A 15231-nucleotide genomic window follows, 5' to 3' on the forward strand; every position below is an offset into this window, starting at 1 on the left:
CTTTCTTGGGAGGTGGCAATGGCGCGGCGATACTGCATCATCGGGGCCGGTTACACCGGGTTGGCGGTGGCGAAGGCCTACACGGATCTGGGTTTGGACTATGACCATGTCGAGGCCACGGCGGCGATCGGTGGCAACTGGTCGCACGGGGTGTACGACTCCACGTACCTGATCAGTTCCAAGGGCGTCACCGAATACCCGGACTACCCGATGCCGGACGACTACCCGGACTTCCCCAGTGCGGCGCAGATGCGTGACTACCTGCGCAGCTTCGCGGCCGAGTTCGGATTGGATCACCGCATCGAGTTCGACACCCTGGTGACCGATGTCGCGCCACTCGACGATGCGGGCCTGGCCGGCTGGCGGGTCGAATTCGCCGATGGCGCGGTGCGTGAGTACGAGGGGGTCGTGGTCGCCAACGGCCATTACTGGGATGTCAACATCCCCTCCTATCCGGGCGAATTCACCGGCAAACAGATCCACTCCAAGGACTACAAGCGCCCCGCCGACCTCGATGGCCCGCGTGTGCTCGTGGTCGGCGCGGGCAACTCCGGCTGCGACCTGACCGTCGAGGCGGCGGTGACCTTCGGCAACGCCGAGATCTCGCTGCGCCGCAGCTACTGGTTCATCCCGAAATACGTCCTGGGGATTCCGAGCGGAAACTTCGATGTCGGTTCGGTGCCGGTGCCGCGGCTGGTGCAGGAGGCCATCTTCCGGTCGATCGTCACCCTCGGCATGGGCAGGTACGAGAGCTTCGGACTGGCCAAGCCCGAGCACCGGATCTTCGATCAGGATCTCGTGGTCAACCAGCAGCTGCCGTATTTCCTCAAGCACGGCCGGATTACCGTCCGGCCGGAAATCGCGCGCTTCGACGGTCGCACCGTGCATTTCACCGACGGCACCAGCGGCACCTACGACACCATCGTCTGGGCGACCGGGTTCAAGACCACCTTCCCGTTCCTGCGCGACGGGCTGCTCGAATGGCAGAACGGGCAGCCACGACTGGTGTCGCACACCTTCGCGCCCGGCCTGGCGAACCTGTACTTCGCCGGACTGGTCGCGCCGCGCTCGGGCGCCGGCATGCTGCTGATGAACAGCTCCCGGCTACTCGCCGAAGCCGCCCTGCTCCAACAGCGGATGCGCACCCCGGCCGGCGACCTCTACGCGCGCATCTCCGAGCCGTCCGCCGAAATCCTGGCGGGCGGACCGGAATTGCGCTGGGAGGTGGTGCGTGGCCGATGGCTGGTGCGCGCGCTGGGCCAGCTGTTGACGGTGCGAGCTCTGCTGCCGGGTTCCGCCGAGCTCACCCGGGAGGCGGCGCAGCCGACCGCGTCCGCCGAGATCGCGGCACGGCGTGGCCTGCTGCGCCCGATCCTTGCCGCCGCCCGTCTCACCGCCTGACCCCGAAACCTTTCCGGCACACCAGGAGTTCGCCATGCCACCCAAGAATCGTTCGCCCCGCATCGTCACCGTCGGCAGCCCGTTGACGTTGCCGTGCGGGGTGACCCTGCCCAACCGGATCGCCAAGGCCGCCATGAGCGAACAGCTCGGTGAGCTCACCGGCGCGCCCAGCCAGACGTTGACCCGGCTCTACAGCGCCTGGGGGCGCGGCGGCGCGGGTCTGCTGGTCACCGGCAATGTCATGATCGACCGCCGCGCCTACGTCGAGCCGCGCAATGTGACGCTCGAGGACGAGCGGCACCTCGAGGCCGTCGGCAACTGGGCGCGTGCGGGATCCCAGGAGGGCTCGGTGCTGGTCATGCAGATCAATCACCCGGGTCGCGTCGCGGTCGGACCGCTGTACCGTCGCCCGGTCGGCCCATCGGCGCTGCGGCCGCAGGCGCTCGGCTTCAACCTCCGTAAGCCCCGTGCGCTGAGCCTCGACGACATCGCCGACCTGCGCCGCCGCTACGCCCGGACCGCAGAACTCGCCGTGGCAGCGGGTTTTTCCGGAGTGCAGGTGCACGCCGCTCATGGATACCTGCTGTCGCAGTTCCTCTCACCCGTCGCCAACCAGCGATCCGACCGCTACGGCGGTAGCCCCGAGAACCGTCGTCGGTTGCTACTGGAAGTCGTGGCCGACGTGCGACAGGCGATCGGTCCCGGCGCCGTCGTCTCGGTGAAGCTCAACTCGGCCGACTTCCAGCACGGGGGACTGGCCGAAGCGGAATCCCTCGATGTCGCCCGCGCGCTCGAACAGGCCGGAGTCGACTTGCTGGAGATCTCCGGCGGAAACTACGAAGCACCCGCCATGACCGGCGTCGTGCAGGACAGCACCAGGGAGCGCGAAGCGTACTTCCTGCGCTACGCACAGGAGTTGCGAGCCCGCTCGGGGATGCCGCTCATGCTCACCGGCGGCATCCGCACCCGCGAGTTCATCGACGAGGTGCTCGCCCAGGGCACGGTCGACGTGATCGGCTTGGGCCGCCCGTTCGCTGTGCGGCCCGGCATCGCGGCGGACCTGCTGGCAGGGGCCGGAGAGCCGCAGAGCGTGCCCACCGCGCCGCGCATCCCGCTCGCCGCGGCCACGCCGGTCAACTCGTACCTCCAACTCGCTTGGCACGCAGCGAATTTGCGGCGCATCGCGGCGGGGGAGAAGCAGGTGAGCGGTCCCGGTGCCGTCCGCACCCTCGCCGCCGCGGGCACCACCGTGACCGCGCGCGCACTCACTCAGTTCTGATCGCCGAGGAGCAACCCATGTCTCTACCCACCCCCACCCCCAGCACCAGGGCAGTCATCACCGGAGCCTCCTCCGGCATCGGTGCCGCGCTCGCCGAAGGTCTCGCCCAGCGCGGATATTCGCTGATCCTGGTAGCCCGCCGCGAAGATCGCCTGCACGAACTGGCCGGCCGGCTCGCCGCCCGCTACGGCATCGAATCCGAGGTCCGCGCCGTAGACCTGGCCGACCGCGGTGGACGCGGAGCACTGTGCGACGAGCTGGCCGGGCGTGACATCGCCGTACTCTGCAACAACGCCGGATTCGCCACCTACGGTGAACTCGCCACTGCCGATCCGGTTCGTGAACGCAGGCAGGTCGAGGTGAATACCGTTGCCGTGCACGACCTCACGCTCGCTGTGCTGCCCGGCATGGTCGAGCGCGGCGCGGGCGCGATCCTCATCACCGGCTCCACCGCAGGCAATCAGCCCGGCCCGAACAATGCCACCTACGCCGCGTCCAAAGCTTTCGCCAACACCCTGGCCGAATCGCTGCACGGCGAGCTGGCCGGTACCGGGGTGCAGTGCACACTGCTCGCGCCCGGCCCGGTGCGCACCGAATACGCCGAGGCCGCCGAGATACCCGACCTGGACCGCATCGTCCCCGGTCCGCTGTGGGTGAGCGCGGAACAGGCTGCGGCGCAGGCGATCGCGGGCATGGATGCCGGACGGCGCCGGGTGGTGCCCGGTCTGTTCGCCAAAGTGCAGACCGTCGGTGGCCAGTACACCCCGCGCGCTCTGGTCGGGCCGGTCCTGCGCGCCGTCTACCGAAAGGTCACGTAGCCATGGGCTGGGAACCCGCCATCCGCACCGTCGGCCGTTCGCTCGACACCGACCTGCGCCGCGTGCTCACGATGGGTGACCCGCGCCAGAGCCTCTACCGGGACGCCCATTACTTCAGCGCGACCGTCGAGATCGCTCCGGATCGGATGCGACAGTGGCTGCCCGCCGGCGTCCGGTTGACCGAACCCGCGCGCGCCGACCTGTTCACCGCGTGCTTTCCCGACAACAACTTCGGTTCGCAGGGCTACCACGAGGCCGGTCTGTTCGTGCACGTCAGAACCGTGCAGGGCACCGGAATCCACTGTCCCTGGATGATTCTCGACGACGATGTGGCCTTGATCATCGGCCGGGAACTGCTCGGCTACCCGAAGAAGCTGGGCGAGATCGACTGGACCGTCACCGATACCGAAATCCGCGCGGAGGCCACCCGCCGTGGGCACACACTGCTCAGCATGAGTGGCAAGCTCGGCGCGACCGTCACCGATCCGCCGCCGATCCTGGCCCGCCCGCATCGCAATGTGGTCGGCCTCGCCGGTGTCTTCCCGTCCTGGCTGGTGGGTTTCACCCCGCGCGAGCGCATTGTCGAGGTCCGCCGGATCGACGACTTCCGGCTGACAGTCCACGGCTCCGAACGTGATCCGCTGGACCAGATGGGCATCGGCCGCGTGATCGAGGCCAGGCTGCACCGGGTCGACCTGCTGGGAGTCCGGGTGCCCCCGATTCCGATCCGTCCGCTCACACCGCTCTTCGCGGCCAGCCGTCTGCGGCCCCGGACCCTGTGACCGCCACGCCCTCGATCGCTCCAGCCAGGAGGCTCGCATGAGCATCGCCGACCGTCTCGCCACCGAGCCGCTCGCCATCCCCCGACCGGCCACCACTGCGCCGTTCACCCGAATCGACACCTTCGACAAGGCACTGACCGCCCCCGGCGGCTTCGGGCCACGGCTGCGCGCCGCGCGCACCGCCGCACTGGCCTTCCGCCGGGAGTTCGCCGCCACCGGCCGCCCCGACTCGGTACGCACCTGCGACCTGATCTCACTGCCGTATCCCACCCGGTACGGACTGTTCCGGGCGGCCGTGAGCCCGGCACCGTTCCTCACCATCACCAACCGCATGCTGATCGTGCGCTGGACCGACACCGATGGCACCCGCCGCACCCTGCTGTTCGAACCGAGCGATCACGAACTCGATTCCTACACGCCCTATTTCGCCGAACTCCAGCGGTACACGCCGGGGCCGGTGCGCAACCTGTTCGTCACCGAGCACTCCGATGTGCTCACCGCCTGCCGCCGCGCCGGGGTCGATCCGGCCGAGGTCGACTACCTCGCCTTCGACCACCTGCACACGCAAGACGTCCGGCGGTGGCTGGGCACCACCCGCCCACAGCCCGACATCAGCCCGAACGAGCCGGTGGTGGCGGCATTCCCGAACGCCAAGCTCCTCGCGCAGCGGGACGAACTGGAAGCGATGGCGGATCTGCACCCCTACCAGCGGCCCTGGTATCAGCCCACCACCTTCGTCGACCTGCCGCCGGCGAAGATCGTGCCGCTGGACGGCGGCGTACTGCTCGGGCCCGGCGTCGCGCTGCTGTCCACACCCGGACACGCCATGGGCAATCAGTCTCTGGTGCTCAATACCGATACCGGGATCTGGGCGATCAGCGAGAACGCGATCGCCACCGAATGCCTGACCCCGGAGAACTCCCGCATCCCGGGTCTGGCGCGGACGGCGAAGTCCTGGGGACACGAGGTCGTGCTCAATGCGAACACCATCGAGACCACCTACGAGCAATACAACTCGATGGTCATCGAGAAGACCATCGTGGATGTGTCGCAGCAGGACTCACGGTTTCTGCAGTTCTTCCCGTCCAGTGAACTGACCGGTGCGCTGCTCAACCCCGGCACGGCACCCACATTCAGCCACCGTGCGATCCGGCACGACTGACCCAGGGCGGACTCCATGACCACCACGGCCGGCTCCGGCTTCTTCGCTCGACTACTCGATCCAGCGCAGCGCAGCGACCCGTATCCGCTCTACGCCGACATGCGTGCCCACGGGCCGACCCGGCTCGGCCGGACGCCGGTCGTGGTGCTGTCCTCCTATCGAGACTGCGTGACCGTGCTCCGGCACAAGGCGGCGAGCGTGGAACGCCACCACGCTTCGATTCCGCTGGGGCCCACTCCCGTTCACGACCTCGCCGGGGAGCACGCGGCGTCGCTTGCCGGTACCGCCTCGATGCTGTTCCGGGACGCGCCCGACCACACCCGGTTGCGTCGGCTGGTCGCCAAGGCGTTCACCCCTGCCGTGGTGCGCACCCTCGAACCGCGCATCACCGAGATCGCCGATGCCGCTCTCGACCGCGCGGCCGAACGCGGACACCTCGACATCGTCGCCGATCTCGCCTACCCACTGCCGATCACGGTCATCTGCGAACTGCTCGGCGTCCCACTCGACGACGAACCGCAGTTGCGGCAGTGGTCGATGCTGTTGGCGCGCAGCCTCGATCCGATCTCGGCGACCGTCACCGCCGGCCGCCCCGATCCCGCGCACCTGGTCGGCGCGAGCAACGAACTCCACGACTACTTCGAACAACTCGTCCGCCGCCGCACCCGGTCAGGTGAGGATCTTGTGTCCGCGCTGATCGCGGCGGAGGAATCCGGCGACTCGCTCACCCACGACGAACTCATTTCCACTTGCGTACTGCTGCTCATCGCCGGGCACGAAACAACAGTCAACCTCGTCGCCAACACCACCCTGGCCCTGCTGCGCCATCGCCACTACCTCGCGATCCTCGGCGTCGCTGCGCCCTTCGCCACCGCGGTGATCGAAGAGAGTCTGCGCTACGACCCGCCGGTACAGCTGGTGCCGCGCATCGCCCGCGAACCCATCAACCTTCCCGGAATCGAGCTGGCGGCAGGTGATCTCGCGATCATGCTCATCGCCGCCGCCAACCACGACCCCGCGGTCTTCACCGACCCCACCCGGTTCGACCCGGCACGCGCCCATCGCCACCTCGCCTTCGGCCTCGGCCAGCACTTCTGCCTCGGCGCACCCTTGGCGCGCCTGGAGACCTCCGTCGCCATCACCCGATTCGCCCGCCGCGTCCAGAACCCACGCCTCGCTGTCGACCCGCCGGTCTACCGAGACCACATCACGCTTCGCGGCCCCGCGGCCATGCCGGTCGCATTCACAGATATCGCCTGACCCGCCACCCCGGCATTCGGCAACCAGCCCGGCGCTGTCCTCGACCCAGCGTACGAAAGCGGAAGGGCCGCTGCGCCACACGAATTCACCGACGGTCAGCGGCGGGTCACGACTTCGAGCCTGCCTCCGGTCGGTGCCAGGTAGCGCTTGGACCCGACGCCGGCCAGGATCGGATTGGCTACCTGGAGCAACTGCACAAGGTATGGCTTGCCCGGGTGGGACTGACGGGGCCATTCATACCAGTAGTGCGGTGGGTCCACGCAGGTGCCGGGTCCTGTGGGCAGCTGCAGCCGATCTCCGGGCATGAGGGCGGTGACATGGAGATCGGCGAGGACACCGGTGGCGTCGTCGGACAGGGCCGCGGCCCGGGTGAGCATCGCCCACCGGTGCAGCGGAACATAGGGTGGCGCCGTGGCCAGTGTCGGTACCGCCGGCGCAGTGCGGTCGTAGGTGGCGGCGGCAAGCCCGGCCGGGATGAGCAGCGCGGTGACCGTGTCGTCGCATACCAGCTCGACACCGGCTCCGTCGGCGGTGATTTCGGTAGGTAGTCCTCGGTCCTGGTAGGCACGCAGCCAGTCCTGGGCGGTCCGTAGTCGGGATGCCTCCGGCCACGGGTCGGCCCGGGATCCGTTCAGGACCTCGTGCGCGGCGGCGCCGAGCCGGCAGTCGTGGTGGCGGTGTTCGAGCCGGTACCGGCGGGCGTCGTCGGGGGAGAGCGCCAGTGGCGGACTGTCACAATCGAACTCCTCGTTCTCGAGTCCCATGAGTTCTCCCTGTCGCTCCGTCGTGGTTTCCCACCAGAACGCTACCGGCTTCCGACTCGTGCCACCGCTCTGATCGGCGCCCCGTCCGCCCCGGTGAGCCGTAGCGGGAAAAGCGAAACCTCGATCGACTCGCCTGCCGCCTGTGCGGACACCAGTTGATCGAGACCGGTGAGGTTCTCGGCGATCACCGCGTGCGCGCCGCACAGGATGCGGTGCGCTGGCAGGTCGAGATCGTCGGCCTCGGACGGGTCGATGCTGGGTGCGTCGATGCCGACGGTCCGGATCCCGGCGTCCACCAACGTTTGTGCGGCATCCGGCTCCAGATACGGGTGGGTGAGGTAGTCGACCGTTCCCCAGTGGGACGACCACCCGGTGGCGATCAACACGACGGAACCCGGGGCCAGATCGATGTCGAACAGGTCGACCCCGATCGCACCGCGTGCCGGGACGGAGCGCGCGTCCACAATCTGTGCGGGCCCGATGAAGCGTTCGAGCGGTAGCTCGTCCAGTGTCGGCAGACTGTCGTCGAGATGAGCCGGTGCGTCGACATGCGTCCCGGATTGCGACCCGAGATGAACACGCAGCACATTCACCCCATCCGTCGAGACCCGAAGGGCCGGTTCCAGCAGGACTTCCGGGTCACCGGGGAACACCGGCATGCCTGTGTGGATCGGCAGGGTCAGGTCGATCAGGCGCACACGGGGAGTGTACGAGGCGCGCTGCGCGCAAGGCGTGCGGCTCGTCCCGCCACGTCGAAAATCGTTAGCGCACCACAATATTGCCGGATAGCCTGGTGAGACCCGCGAATGAGCTCTGGGGAGGGGCGAAGCGATGTGGAACTGGGGAAAATCTGTCGCCGAACACGCGGCTGCCGCCGCATGGACGACCTGGCCGCCGGCTGAGACACCACCGACCGTCGTGGACCCTCCGACGTGGGGCCGGTCGGCCGGTGCGGTCGGTGGTGACGGACCGGGTGGGGAGAAGTGAGCAGGCCGAGGTCAGTGTGCGAGTTTGAGCCCGACGACGCCGGTGACGATCATGGCCAGGAACAGGATCTTCAGTACCGCGAGGGGCTCGTCACCGGTGGCCATGGCGTAGGCCACGGTGAGGACCGCGCCGATCCCGACCCAGACCGCGTAGGCAGTGCCGACGGGCAGCTCGCGCATTGCGAAGGCCAGGCCGGCCATGCTCGCCGCCAAGGCGGTGAAGAACACCACCGAGGGCCCGAGCCGGGTGAAGCCTTCGGTTTTGCCCAGGGCAGTGGCCCACACGGCTTCCAGCAATCCGGAGACGACGAGCAGAATCCACGACATGACAGCCCTCCTCGGGCCGTCTTGTCGCGCTCCGGGTACGGCACCCCTCGTCCGGAAGCCCTTTTCCCGGGCTCGATTTTCACCATGTCACGCCGGCTACCGGGCGGCAAGCGATGGTGCCTGACCTCACCACCTCTTCGTCACGGCAGGTCGGCGAAGCGCACGTCGTGAGCCACGGCGGTCGCGTGGAGGCCGTCGGCGCCCGGCCGGATGGCCGTCAGGCGTGCACCGAGCGGCAGCTGCTGTAGCGGCACGACGAAGGTCAGGGTTCGGCGCAGCATTGCCAGGGAGAGGGTCGGTCCGCCGACCGCGGCCTGGACCGAGACCGGAGTGACCTCGATGCCGTCGTCGGTGGGTGCGACGGTGACGAAGACTGTCGCGGGCACCGACATCCCCGCCACCGGGAATGTCCCGGTGACGCGCAGCCCGTCGGGGCTGTCGGAGATCGATTCCACTCCCGACGGTGCGAAGCTCCGCACGACGTCGTAGGGGACCACGGCTGTCGCCGTCGCCGTGGCGGCGACGAGGTTCGCTGTCCGGTTGCCGAGTATGTCGCTCAGCGGCGCGGAGACGTCGGTCAGCACGACCTCGAGGTGGTGGACGGAGATGTTCTGCCCACTCCAGTCGCCGACCCGGATGTCGATCTCGGGATAGGTGCCGTCGGCGGCCTGAGTCAGAAACGGGAAACCGTGGATATCGACATTCGGTGGGTGCGCAAGGTTGTACTCGGCCGCGACTTTGCGGCCGATCTCGTTCTGCACCAACACGACTGCGACCCGATCGCCGACGATCAGCGCGATCACCGCCACGACGATCAGTATCAGCACTGTGCGCATACGCTCACCCTCTCGGCCATCCCACCATCATGCTGTGCATCGGGGTCGGGTGGGTCGATCGAGCAGCGGCTCACCGCTACGAGCCGGGATGGATCCGACCCGCTGGTTACCTTCGGTCAGAGTGGTAATGCCTGTTGTATCGGGCCCTCGCGGCGATCGACTACAGGGACGAGAGTGACCATGCAGGTGCGAAGAACAGTCGTGACGACAGGGTTGATCCTGGCCGTGCTCGGTATGTCCACGGGCTGCGACGAGGTGGAGAAGGCGGTCAACAAGGGTGGTGACACGCGGTGTAGTGAGTACACCGCGCAAGACTCGGCCAAGAAGCACATTACGGTGACCAAGTTTCTCGAGGAGGAGCGCGGCGACGACGCGTCGATCGACCAGAACACCGTCGATCTGGCGGTCGCGGCGATCAATCTCATGTGCAGCGCCCAGGCGAATCCGGATACACCGATCCGGGAAGCGGATCTGACCGGGGTGCTGGTGCCGAAATAGGGCACGAGCCCGCCTGGGACGTGCCGCTGAGGCGCTTCACCGCGGCGCCTTCGGGTGCCGGCGAGCCGTGCATGAGCCCGCCCGATGTGTTTATCGGTTTCAGGGACCTGACTTCGTGTCCGGGTCGACCTCGTCCGCGCGCTCCCGCTCCTTGTCCAGGTCGGCTCGCGAATCCGCCGCGTCGCTGCGATGCACGTCCGCTTGCTGGGCGAGCTGCTCGGCCTGCGCGGCTTTGGCCTCGCCTTCGGCCTTTGCCGCCCGGCTCCTGGCGGCGATCTCCTCCGCCCGCGCCTCTCGCTGATCGACCTCGAATTCCTGTTCCGCCGCGCGGTCACGGATGCTCTCGGCCTCGGCCCGCTGGTGTTCACGCTGTTTGCGCATCAACAGCCAAGCGCCGGCCACGAGCACAACGACTACCACCGCGACGACAATCACGATCACACTGGTGGTGCTCATCCTTTTCTACTCCTCGCACCCCTCTGCAATCCTAACGCCGCTCGACCACCCCCGAACTGGGAAAATAGCCGCGCCGGTGCACCCGCGTGACACGGAGCAGCTCGAGCTTGCCCGCGTCGGGGGTTGCGGCGGCGGTGGTGTAGGTCACCATGCGCAGGTCGGCGCCCGGCACCACGAGCACGTCGCAGTCGAGCCGGAGTTCTCCGACTTCCGGGTGGATGATCGTCTTCTGATCGGTCACGTGCTGGGCTGTGGTCGCCGTCGCCCAGAGTTGAGCGAAGGCTGGCGAACCTTCTCGCAGGTCCTGGACGAGTCGGGCGAGGCGGGCGTCGGTGGGATAGCGGGTCAGCGCGTCTTTCAGGTCGGCCACGATCGACGCCGCGAACGCCTCGTCTCCGCGTTCGGAACGAATCGGCCGCATCGCCGCACGCGCGGCACCGCGGCCGAACAGCGCGAGCGCGAGATTTCGTTCGGGTGCCGGGATCGCGGCGGGATCGCCGTGCAGAGCGGTCCACATGCTGTTCCACCACACGAGGGACCAGTCGGCGGTGAACACGCCGATCGGGATGTCACCGAGGCGAGTGGTGAGTCGCTGAATGCCGGCGGGAACGTGGTCACTGATGATGCCGTCCTGTGGCGGTAGCTGTCCCGCACTGCGATACAGCTGATCGCGCTCGGCCCGGGAGAGCTGCAGTGACCGGGCGAGTGCCGCGACGACCTGAGGTGAGGGGTTGACGGCGCGGCCCTGCTCCAGGCGCAGCAGGTAGTCGACCGACAGCGAGGCCAGTTGGGCGAGCTCCTCGCGCCGCAGCCCCGGGGCGCGACGGGTCCCGGTGACGGTGAAGCCCGCGTCGAGCGGTGACAGACGGTCGCGCCAGCTACGCAGAAGTTCGCCGAAGCCGAGACGGGCGGAAGCCATGGGCCCATTCTCACTGCTCGGCCTACGCTGAGCCTAGGTACTGCTGGTCCTGGTGACGGTCACGGCACTGGTTCGACCGATCGTGAGCGGCGAATGTCGGTGACGCCCTGAACAGGAATCCAGTCGAGGAGTTTTCATGCGCACCATCGTGATGACCGGCGCGAGCCGCGGGATCGGACGGATCGCCGCCGAGCAGATCCTGCGACGTTCGCCGGATGTGCACCTCGTCGTTGTCGCGCGAGGGTCATCGGGGGCGGAGTTGTCGACAGCGCTCGGCGCGGACGGGCACCAGGTCTCCGCCGTCTCGGCCGATCTCGGTTCGCTCGCGAGCGTCCGAACCGCTGCGACCGAGATCCGGGATCGGCTCGACGCCGGTGATCTTCCGCCGCTGCGTGGATTCGTCGGCAACGCGGGTATTCAGTACACGAACGCGCAGACCGCAGGCCCCGACGGGTTCGAGTCGACATTCACCGTCAACGTGCTGGCCAATCACCTTTTCGTCCGGGTACTGGGGGATCGTTTCACGGCGCCCGGTCGCATCGTCATCACCGTGAGCGATACCCATTTCGGCGATTTCCGGCACAACATGGGCATGGTTCCCGGCCCGGCCTGGCAATCTCCGGATGTGCTGGCCCGCATCGGTGCCTTCCGGGAGCCGGACACCGCAGTCGCCGGCCGAACCGCGTATTCGACAAGCAAACTCGCCGCGATCTATCTGGTGCACGAGTACGCCCGTCGGCTGCCTGCCGGGATCGATGCCGTCGCGTACAACCCGGGATTCGTCCCCGGCACCGACCTCGCCCGCGACGCGGACCCCGCTTCCCGGTTCGCGATGCGCTACGTCCTGCCGATCATGACGCTGACTCCGTGGGCAACCAGTCGCAGGGCCGCGGGACGATACCTCGCGGACGTCGTGCTCGGTGACATCGCGGCACCAACCGGGTCCTACGTCGACCGCAACCAGGTGACCCGGTCGTCGGAGGAATCCTATGACCCGCAGCGCGAAGCCGAAATATGGCATGCAGGCGAACGTTTCGTCGGGGTATCGAGCTGATTCGCGCACGCGAGCATCTCGACGTATCCGTCCGTGCCGTTCACCCGGATGCGCTGCCCGTCGCGGATCAGCTCGGTGGCATGCTCCACGCCGACGACGGCGGGCAGGCCGTACTCGCGGGCGATCACCGCGCCATGCGTCATCAGGCCACCGACTTCGGTCACCAGACCCGCGATCGCGACGAACAGCGGGGTCCAGCTCGGATCGGTATAGGCGGTGACCAGGATGTCGCCCGCGTCGAGGTCGGCCTGCCCGATGTCCGACACGACGCGGGCACGACCCTCGATCGTCCCGGCGGACACCGCCATTCCGGGTAGCGCACCCGTGGGCAGGTCCGCGCGCCGATACGCCCCGGTCAAGGTCTCGCCGTCGGAGGTGAGCACCCGCGGCGGGGTGAGCGCCTGATCCGCGCGGAACGCGTCCTTGCGCTCGTCGATAAGCTCCGCAGTCGCACGGTGCGTGCGCGCCACCTCGCCGAGCTCGTCGAATGTCAGGTAGAAGATGTCCTCGGGCTCGCGGAGTACGCCGGCCGCCACGAGACGCGCGGCCTCCCCCAACAGGGCTTGCTTGTAGACGAAGTAGCGGCTGACCATCCCGTACTTCGGATACTCCCGATAACCGGCGAAGGTGCGGACCCGATCGATCATCCGTTCGGTCTGCTCGGCCTTCCGGTCTCCGTCCGGCAGGGCGCGCAAGCGTTGCAGGAGCTGTTGTTTCGTCTGCTCGGCGTCGCGCAAGCCGTCCTCGAAGCGCTGCCTGCCCGCGCCGGATCCGAAGTTCTTGATATTGCCGAGGATCGTCGGGACGAGTGTGGTGGGGCTTTCGCTCCAGCGTGGCCTGGTGATGTCGATCTCGCCGACGCAGCGCATGCCGTACTTGTCGAGGAAGTCCTCGATCGCTGCACGTGCTTGCAGACCGCCTGGGCGTTCGGCCAGCTCGGCCAAGAAGCCGCCCCGCCCGCGCCCCTCCTGCTCGACCCGCTGCAGGTAGGCGACCACGTCCGGATGAGGGCGGATTACATCGGCGACGTCCAGCAGGGCGAAGCCCATCTCCGAGGTCACGTTCCCGGGAACCGACTGGGTGAGCGCATCGGCTGCGTTCGTCTCGCCCAGCCATTCCTGCAGCTGGTCGTTGAGCCACCACGTGGCGTCCATGGCGGCCGTGATCACCTGTACACCGCGCGGGGTGAACAGGACCCGCTGCAGCTCCTGGATATCGGCCTGGATGAAGTCGAGCAGCGCCGGTCCGGACTCCGACCGGATGTCGCGTTTCAGGGCTGCGACGGAGTCCTCGCTGGTCACGATCAGCTCGGTGACGAGGTCGGGATCGGCCTCGATCGGCGCCGATGCGACACCGGCCGATACCTCGACGGAATCCTCGTCCGGGACCTGACGAACGAAGTCACCGCGATCGGTCACGGTCTGTAGCGCGTCCCCGATGAGCGGATCGGATTTGCCGAGCCCTTCGATCAGGCGTGCGCGCTTCGCCGGCGACGACAGCAGTTCGGTGACATCGACGAACAACCGCCCACCCGCGTCACGCATGGGCGCCCGGCTCGTCAACTGCCACAGCGAGATCCCCAATGGTTTCATCGCATCGGTCATCATCTGCTGATGGCCGACCGAAACGTAGACGCGGTTCTCCTCGTCGGCGGCCACCGGAATCGGGAACAGCGTGGTGATCGGCCTGCTCTGCACGACGCGGATGTCATCGCCGTCCAGGCACCATTCGATGTCCTGGGGGCTGCCGAAATGTGCTTCGATGCACCGGCCCAGCCGCGCGAGCCGGAGCACCTCGGCATCGGAGAGCACCGGCTCGTTGCGGCGCTCCAGGGCGATCTCGCGCACCCGTGTTCCGCCTGTCGGCGCCGGCTCGACGGCGAGCTTCTTGGTGGCGATCGTCCTGCTGGTGATATCGCCGTGGCGAACCCGGTAGACGTCGGCGTTCACGAGGCCGGACACGAGAGCCTCACCGAGACCGAAGCCGGCGTCGATGGAAACCACCGTCCGATCGGAGGTGACGGGGTCGGCTGTGACCAGGATGCCCGCGGCGCGCGGGAACACCATCCGCTGCACGACCACCGCCATCCGCATCGTCTTCGAGCCGAAACCGTTTCGCAGGCGGTAGGTGACGGCCCGCTCGGTGAACAGCGAGCCCCAGCACCGGCTGATGTGCTCGAGGATCGCCGCCGGTCCCACGACGTTCAGAGAGGTGTCCTGCTGGCCGGCGAAGGACGCGGCGGGCAGATCCTCGGCTGTCGCACTGGATCGGACAGCGTAGGCGCCGTCGGCACCGAGCCGCGCGTGCGCGGCGATGATCTCGGCCGCCACATCATCGGGAATGACGAGCTCTTCGATCGCACGTCGGATCTCCGCGCTCAACACGCGGATCGCTTCCCGATCCTCCGGTTCCAGGCGCGACAGCTCGTCGAGCCGATCGTCGAGCGAGGACGCGCCCGCCACTGTCCGGGCGTAGGCGTCCGTCGTCACGCAGAAGCCGTCCGGCACCTCGACACCGTCGATGCGGGACAGCTCACCGAGGTTCGCGCCCTTGCCGCCGACGATCGCGACCTGCGTCCGGTCGATCTCCCCTAAGTCGAGTACAGAGGCCATCCCGCTACTCCCCACCTGGTGATTTCGGTGTTTCGCGAGCGATTATGGACCACAGATCGGCGCCTCATGAGGGCCCC

At 67.9% G+C, this 15231-nt stretch carries 15 protein-coding genes and 1 riboswitch; of the genes, 8 read left to right on the top strand and 7 right to left on the bottom strand.

The features are described from left to right. Positions 1-18: 18 nt before the first annotated feature. Genes ACFVAV_RS14075 through ACFVAV_RS14100 form a run of 6 tightly spaced genes read left to right on the top strand, consistent with a single transcriptional unit; the run spans position 19 to position 6702 of the window. Complete coding sequence (locus ACFVAV_RS14075; protein WP_379034769.1) at positions 19-1401, top strand: flavin-containing monooxygenase; 1383 nt, start codon at positions 19-21, stop codon at positions 1399-1401. Positions 1402-1435: 34 nt separating this feature from the next. Further along, positions 1436-2680, top strand: a complete 1245-nt coding sequence (locus ACFVAV_RS14080; protein ID WP_379034771.1) for an NADH:flavin oxidoreductase/NADH oxidase family protein — start codon at positions 1436-1438, stop codon at positions 2678-2680. A gap of 17 nt (positions 2681-2697) precedes the next feature. After that, positions 2698-3498, top strand: a complete 801-nt coding sequence (locus ACFVAV_RS14085; protein WP_379034773.1) for an SDR family NAD(P)-dependent oxidoreductase — start codon at positions 2698-2700, stop codon at positions 3496-3498. Positions 3499-3500: 2 nt separating this feature from the next. Beyond that, positions 3501-4280: an acetoacetate decarboxylase family protein gene (locus ACFVAV_RS14090; protein WP_379034775.1), complete on the top strand. Its 780-nt coding sequence runs from the start codon at positions 3501-3503 to the stop codon at positions 4278-4280. Positions 4281-4317: 37 nt separating this feature from the next. Beyond that, positions 4318-5442, top strand: coding sequence for a hypothetical protein (locus ACFVAV_RS14095; protein WP_379034777.1), 1125 nt, complete (start codon positions 4318-4320; stop codon positions 5440-5442). Positions 5443-5457: 15 nt separating this feature from the next. Then, complete coding sequence (locus tag ACFVAV_RS14100; RefSeq protein WP_379034779.1) at positions 5458-6702, top strand: cytochrome P450; 1245 nt, start codon at positions 5458-5460, stop codon at positions 6700-6702. A 95-nt stretch (positions 6703-6797) separates the two neighbouring features. On the opposite strand, the gene ACFVAV_RS14105 is transcribed toward ACFVAV_RS14100, so the two are convergent. The 4 genes from ACFVAV_RS14105 to ACFVAV_RS14120 all read right to left on the bottom strand — a co-directional run bounded on the left by ACFVAV_RS14105 (position 6798) and on the right by ACFVAV_RS14120 (position 9615). After that, a complete protein-coding gene (locus ACFVAV_RS14105) occupies positions 6798-7466 on the bottom strand; it encodes a hypothetical protein (protein ID WP_379034781.1) in 669 nt (222 codons plus the stop codon). 41 nt (positions 7467-7507) lie between these two features. Then, complete coding sequence (locus ACFVAV_RS14110; RefSeq protein ID WP_379034783.1) at positions 7508-8164, bottom strand: cyclase family protein; 657 nt, start codon at positions 8162-8164, stop codon at positions 7508-7510. A 300-nt stretch (positions 8165-8464) separates the two neighbouring features. Next, the gene (locus tag ACFVAV_RS14115) at positions 8465-8779 is read right to left on the bottom strand and encodes a DMT family transporter (protein ID WP_379034785.1); all 315 of its coding nucleotides are present in this window, start codon (positions 8777-8779) and stop codon (positions 8465-8467) included. 10 nt (positions 8780-8789) lie between these two features. Further along, positions 8790-8856: riboswitch (guanidine-III (ykkC-III) riboswitch) on the bottom strand. Between the two features lie 63 nt (positions 8857-8919). Beyond that, the gene (locus tag ACFVAV_RS14120; RefSeq protein WP_379034787.1) at positions 8920-9615 is read right to left on the bottom strand and encodes a DUF2993 domain-containing protein; all 696 of its coding nucleotides are present in this window, start codon (positions 9613-9615) and stop codon (positions 8920-8922) included. 201 nt (positions 9616-9816) lie between these two features. Between ACFVAV_RS14120 and ACFVAV_RS14125 the strand changes: the two genes are divergently transcribed. After that, positions 9817-10113 (top strand): hypothetical protein, encoded by a 297-nt coding sequence (locus ACFVAV_RS14125; RefSeq protein ID WP_379034789.1) that lies wholly within the window; start codon positions 9817-9819, stop codon positions 10111-10113. 99 nt (positions 10114-10212) lie between these two features. Here ACFVAV_RS14125 and ACFVAV_RS14130 read toward each other — a convergent pair whose 3' ends face one another. Together ACFVAV_RS14130 and ACFVAV_RS14135 are read right to left on the bottom strand one after the other, a co-directional pair. Beyond that, positions 10213-10569 carry a hypothetical protein gene (locus tag ACFVAV_RS14130; protein ID WP_379034791.1) on the bottom strand — a complete coding sequence of 119 codons (357 nt, stop codon included), beginning with the start codon at positions 10567-10569 and terminating at the stop codon, positions 10213-10215. A gap of 31 nt (positions 10570-10600) precedes the next feature. Next, positions 10601-11488: a helix-turn-helix transcriptional regulator gene (locus ACFVAV_RS14135; protein WP_379034793.1), complete on the bottom strand. Its 888-nt coding sequence runs from the start codon at positions 11486-11488 to the stop codon at positions 10601-10603. Positions 11489-11624: 136 nt separating this feature from the next. On the opposite strand from ACFVAV_RS14135, the gene ACFVAV_RS14140 reads away from it, so the two are divergent. Continuing rightward, on the top strand, positions 11625-12542 hold the full coding sequence (locus ACFVAV_RS14140) for an SDR family NAD(P)-dependent oxidoreductase (protein WP_379034795.1): 918 nt from the start codon (positions 11625-11627) through the stop codon (positions 12540-12542). Here ACFVAV_RS14140 and rph read toward each other — a convergent pair. Next, positions 12476-15154, bottom strand: a complete 2679-nt coding sequence (rph, locus tag ACFVAV_RS14145; protein ID WP_379034797.1) for a rifamycin-inactivating phosphotransferase — start codon at positions 15152-15154, stop codon at positions 12476-12478. The two genes, ACFVAV_RS14140 and rph, sit on opposite strands and share 67 nt — an antisense overlap. Positions 15155-15231: the final 77 nt, after the last annotated feature.

Source organism: Nocardia sp. NPDC057663 (assembly GCF_042799895.1).
Lineage (GTDB): Bacteria > Actinomycetota > Actinomycetes > Mycobacteriales > Mycobacteriaceae > Nocardia.

Coding starts and splice junctions, on each gene's coding strand:
- ACFVAV_RS14140 (WP_379034795.1), top strand. CDS start 11,625: ATGCGCACCATCGTGATGACCGGCGCGAGCCGCGGGATCGGACGGATC.
- ACFVAV_RS14080 (WP_379034771.1), top strand. CDS start 1,436: ATGCCACCCAAGAATCGTTCGCCCCGCATCGTCACCGTCGGCAGCCCG.
- ACFVAV_RS14075 (WP_379034769.1), top strand. CDS start 19: ATGGCGCGGCGATACTGCATCATCGGGGCCGGTTACACCGGGTTGGCG.
- ACFVAV_RS14105 (WP_379034781.1), bottom strand. CDS start 7,466: ATGGGACTCGAGAACGAGGAGTTCGATTGTGACAGTCCGCCACTGGCG.
- ACFVAV_RS14095 (WP_379034777.1), top strand. CDS start 4,318: ATGAGCATCGCCGACCGTCTCGCCACCGAGCCGCTCGCCATCCCCCGA.
- ACFVAV_RS14130 (WP_379034791.1), bottom strand. CDS start 10,569: ATGAGCACCACCAGTGTGATCGTGATTGTCGTCGCGGTGGTAGTCGTT.
- rph (WP_379034797.1), bottom strand. CDS start 15,154: ATGGCCTCTGTACTCGACTTAGGGGAGATCGACCGGACGCAGGTCGCG.
- ACFVAV_RS14115 (WP_379034785.1), bottom strand. CDS start 8,779: ATGTCGTGGATTCTGCTCGTCGTCTCCGGATTGCTGGAAGCCGTGTGG.
- ACFVAV_RS14120 (WP_379034787.1), bottom strand. CDS start 9,615: ATGCGCACAGTGCTGATACTGATCGTCGTGGCGGTGATCGCGCTGATC.
- ACFVAV_RS14085 (WP_379034773.1), top strand. CDS start 2,698: ATGTCTCTACCCACCCCCACCCCCAGCACCAGGGCAGTCATCACCGGA.
- ACFVAV_RS14100 (WP_379034779.1), top strand. CDS start 5,458: ATGACCACCACGGCCGGCTCCGGCTTCTTCGCTCGACTACTCGATCCA.
- ACFVAV_RS14135 (WP_379034793.1), bottom strand. CDS start 11,488: ATGGCTTCCGCCCGTCTCGGCTTCGGCGAACTTCTGCGTAGCTGGCGC.
- ACFVAV_RS14090 (WP_379034775.1), top strand. CDS start 3,501: ATGGGCTGGGAACCCGCCATCCGCACCGTCGGCCGTTCGCTCGACACC.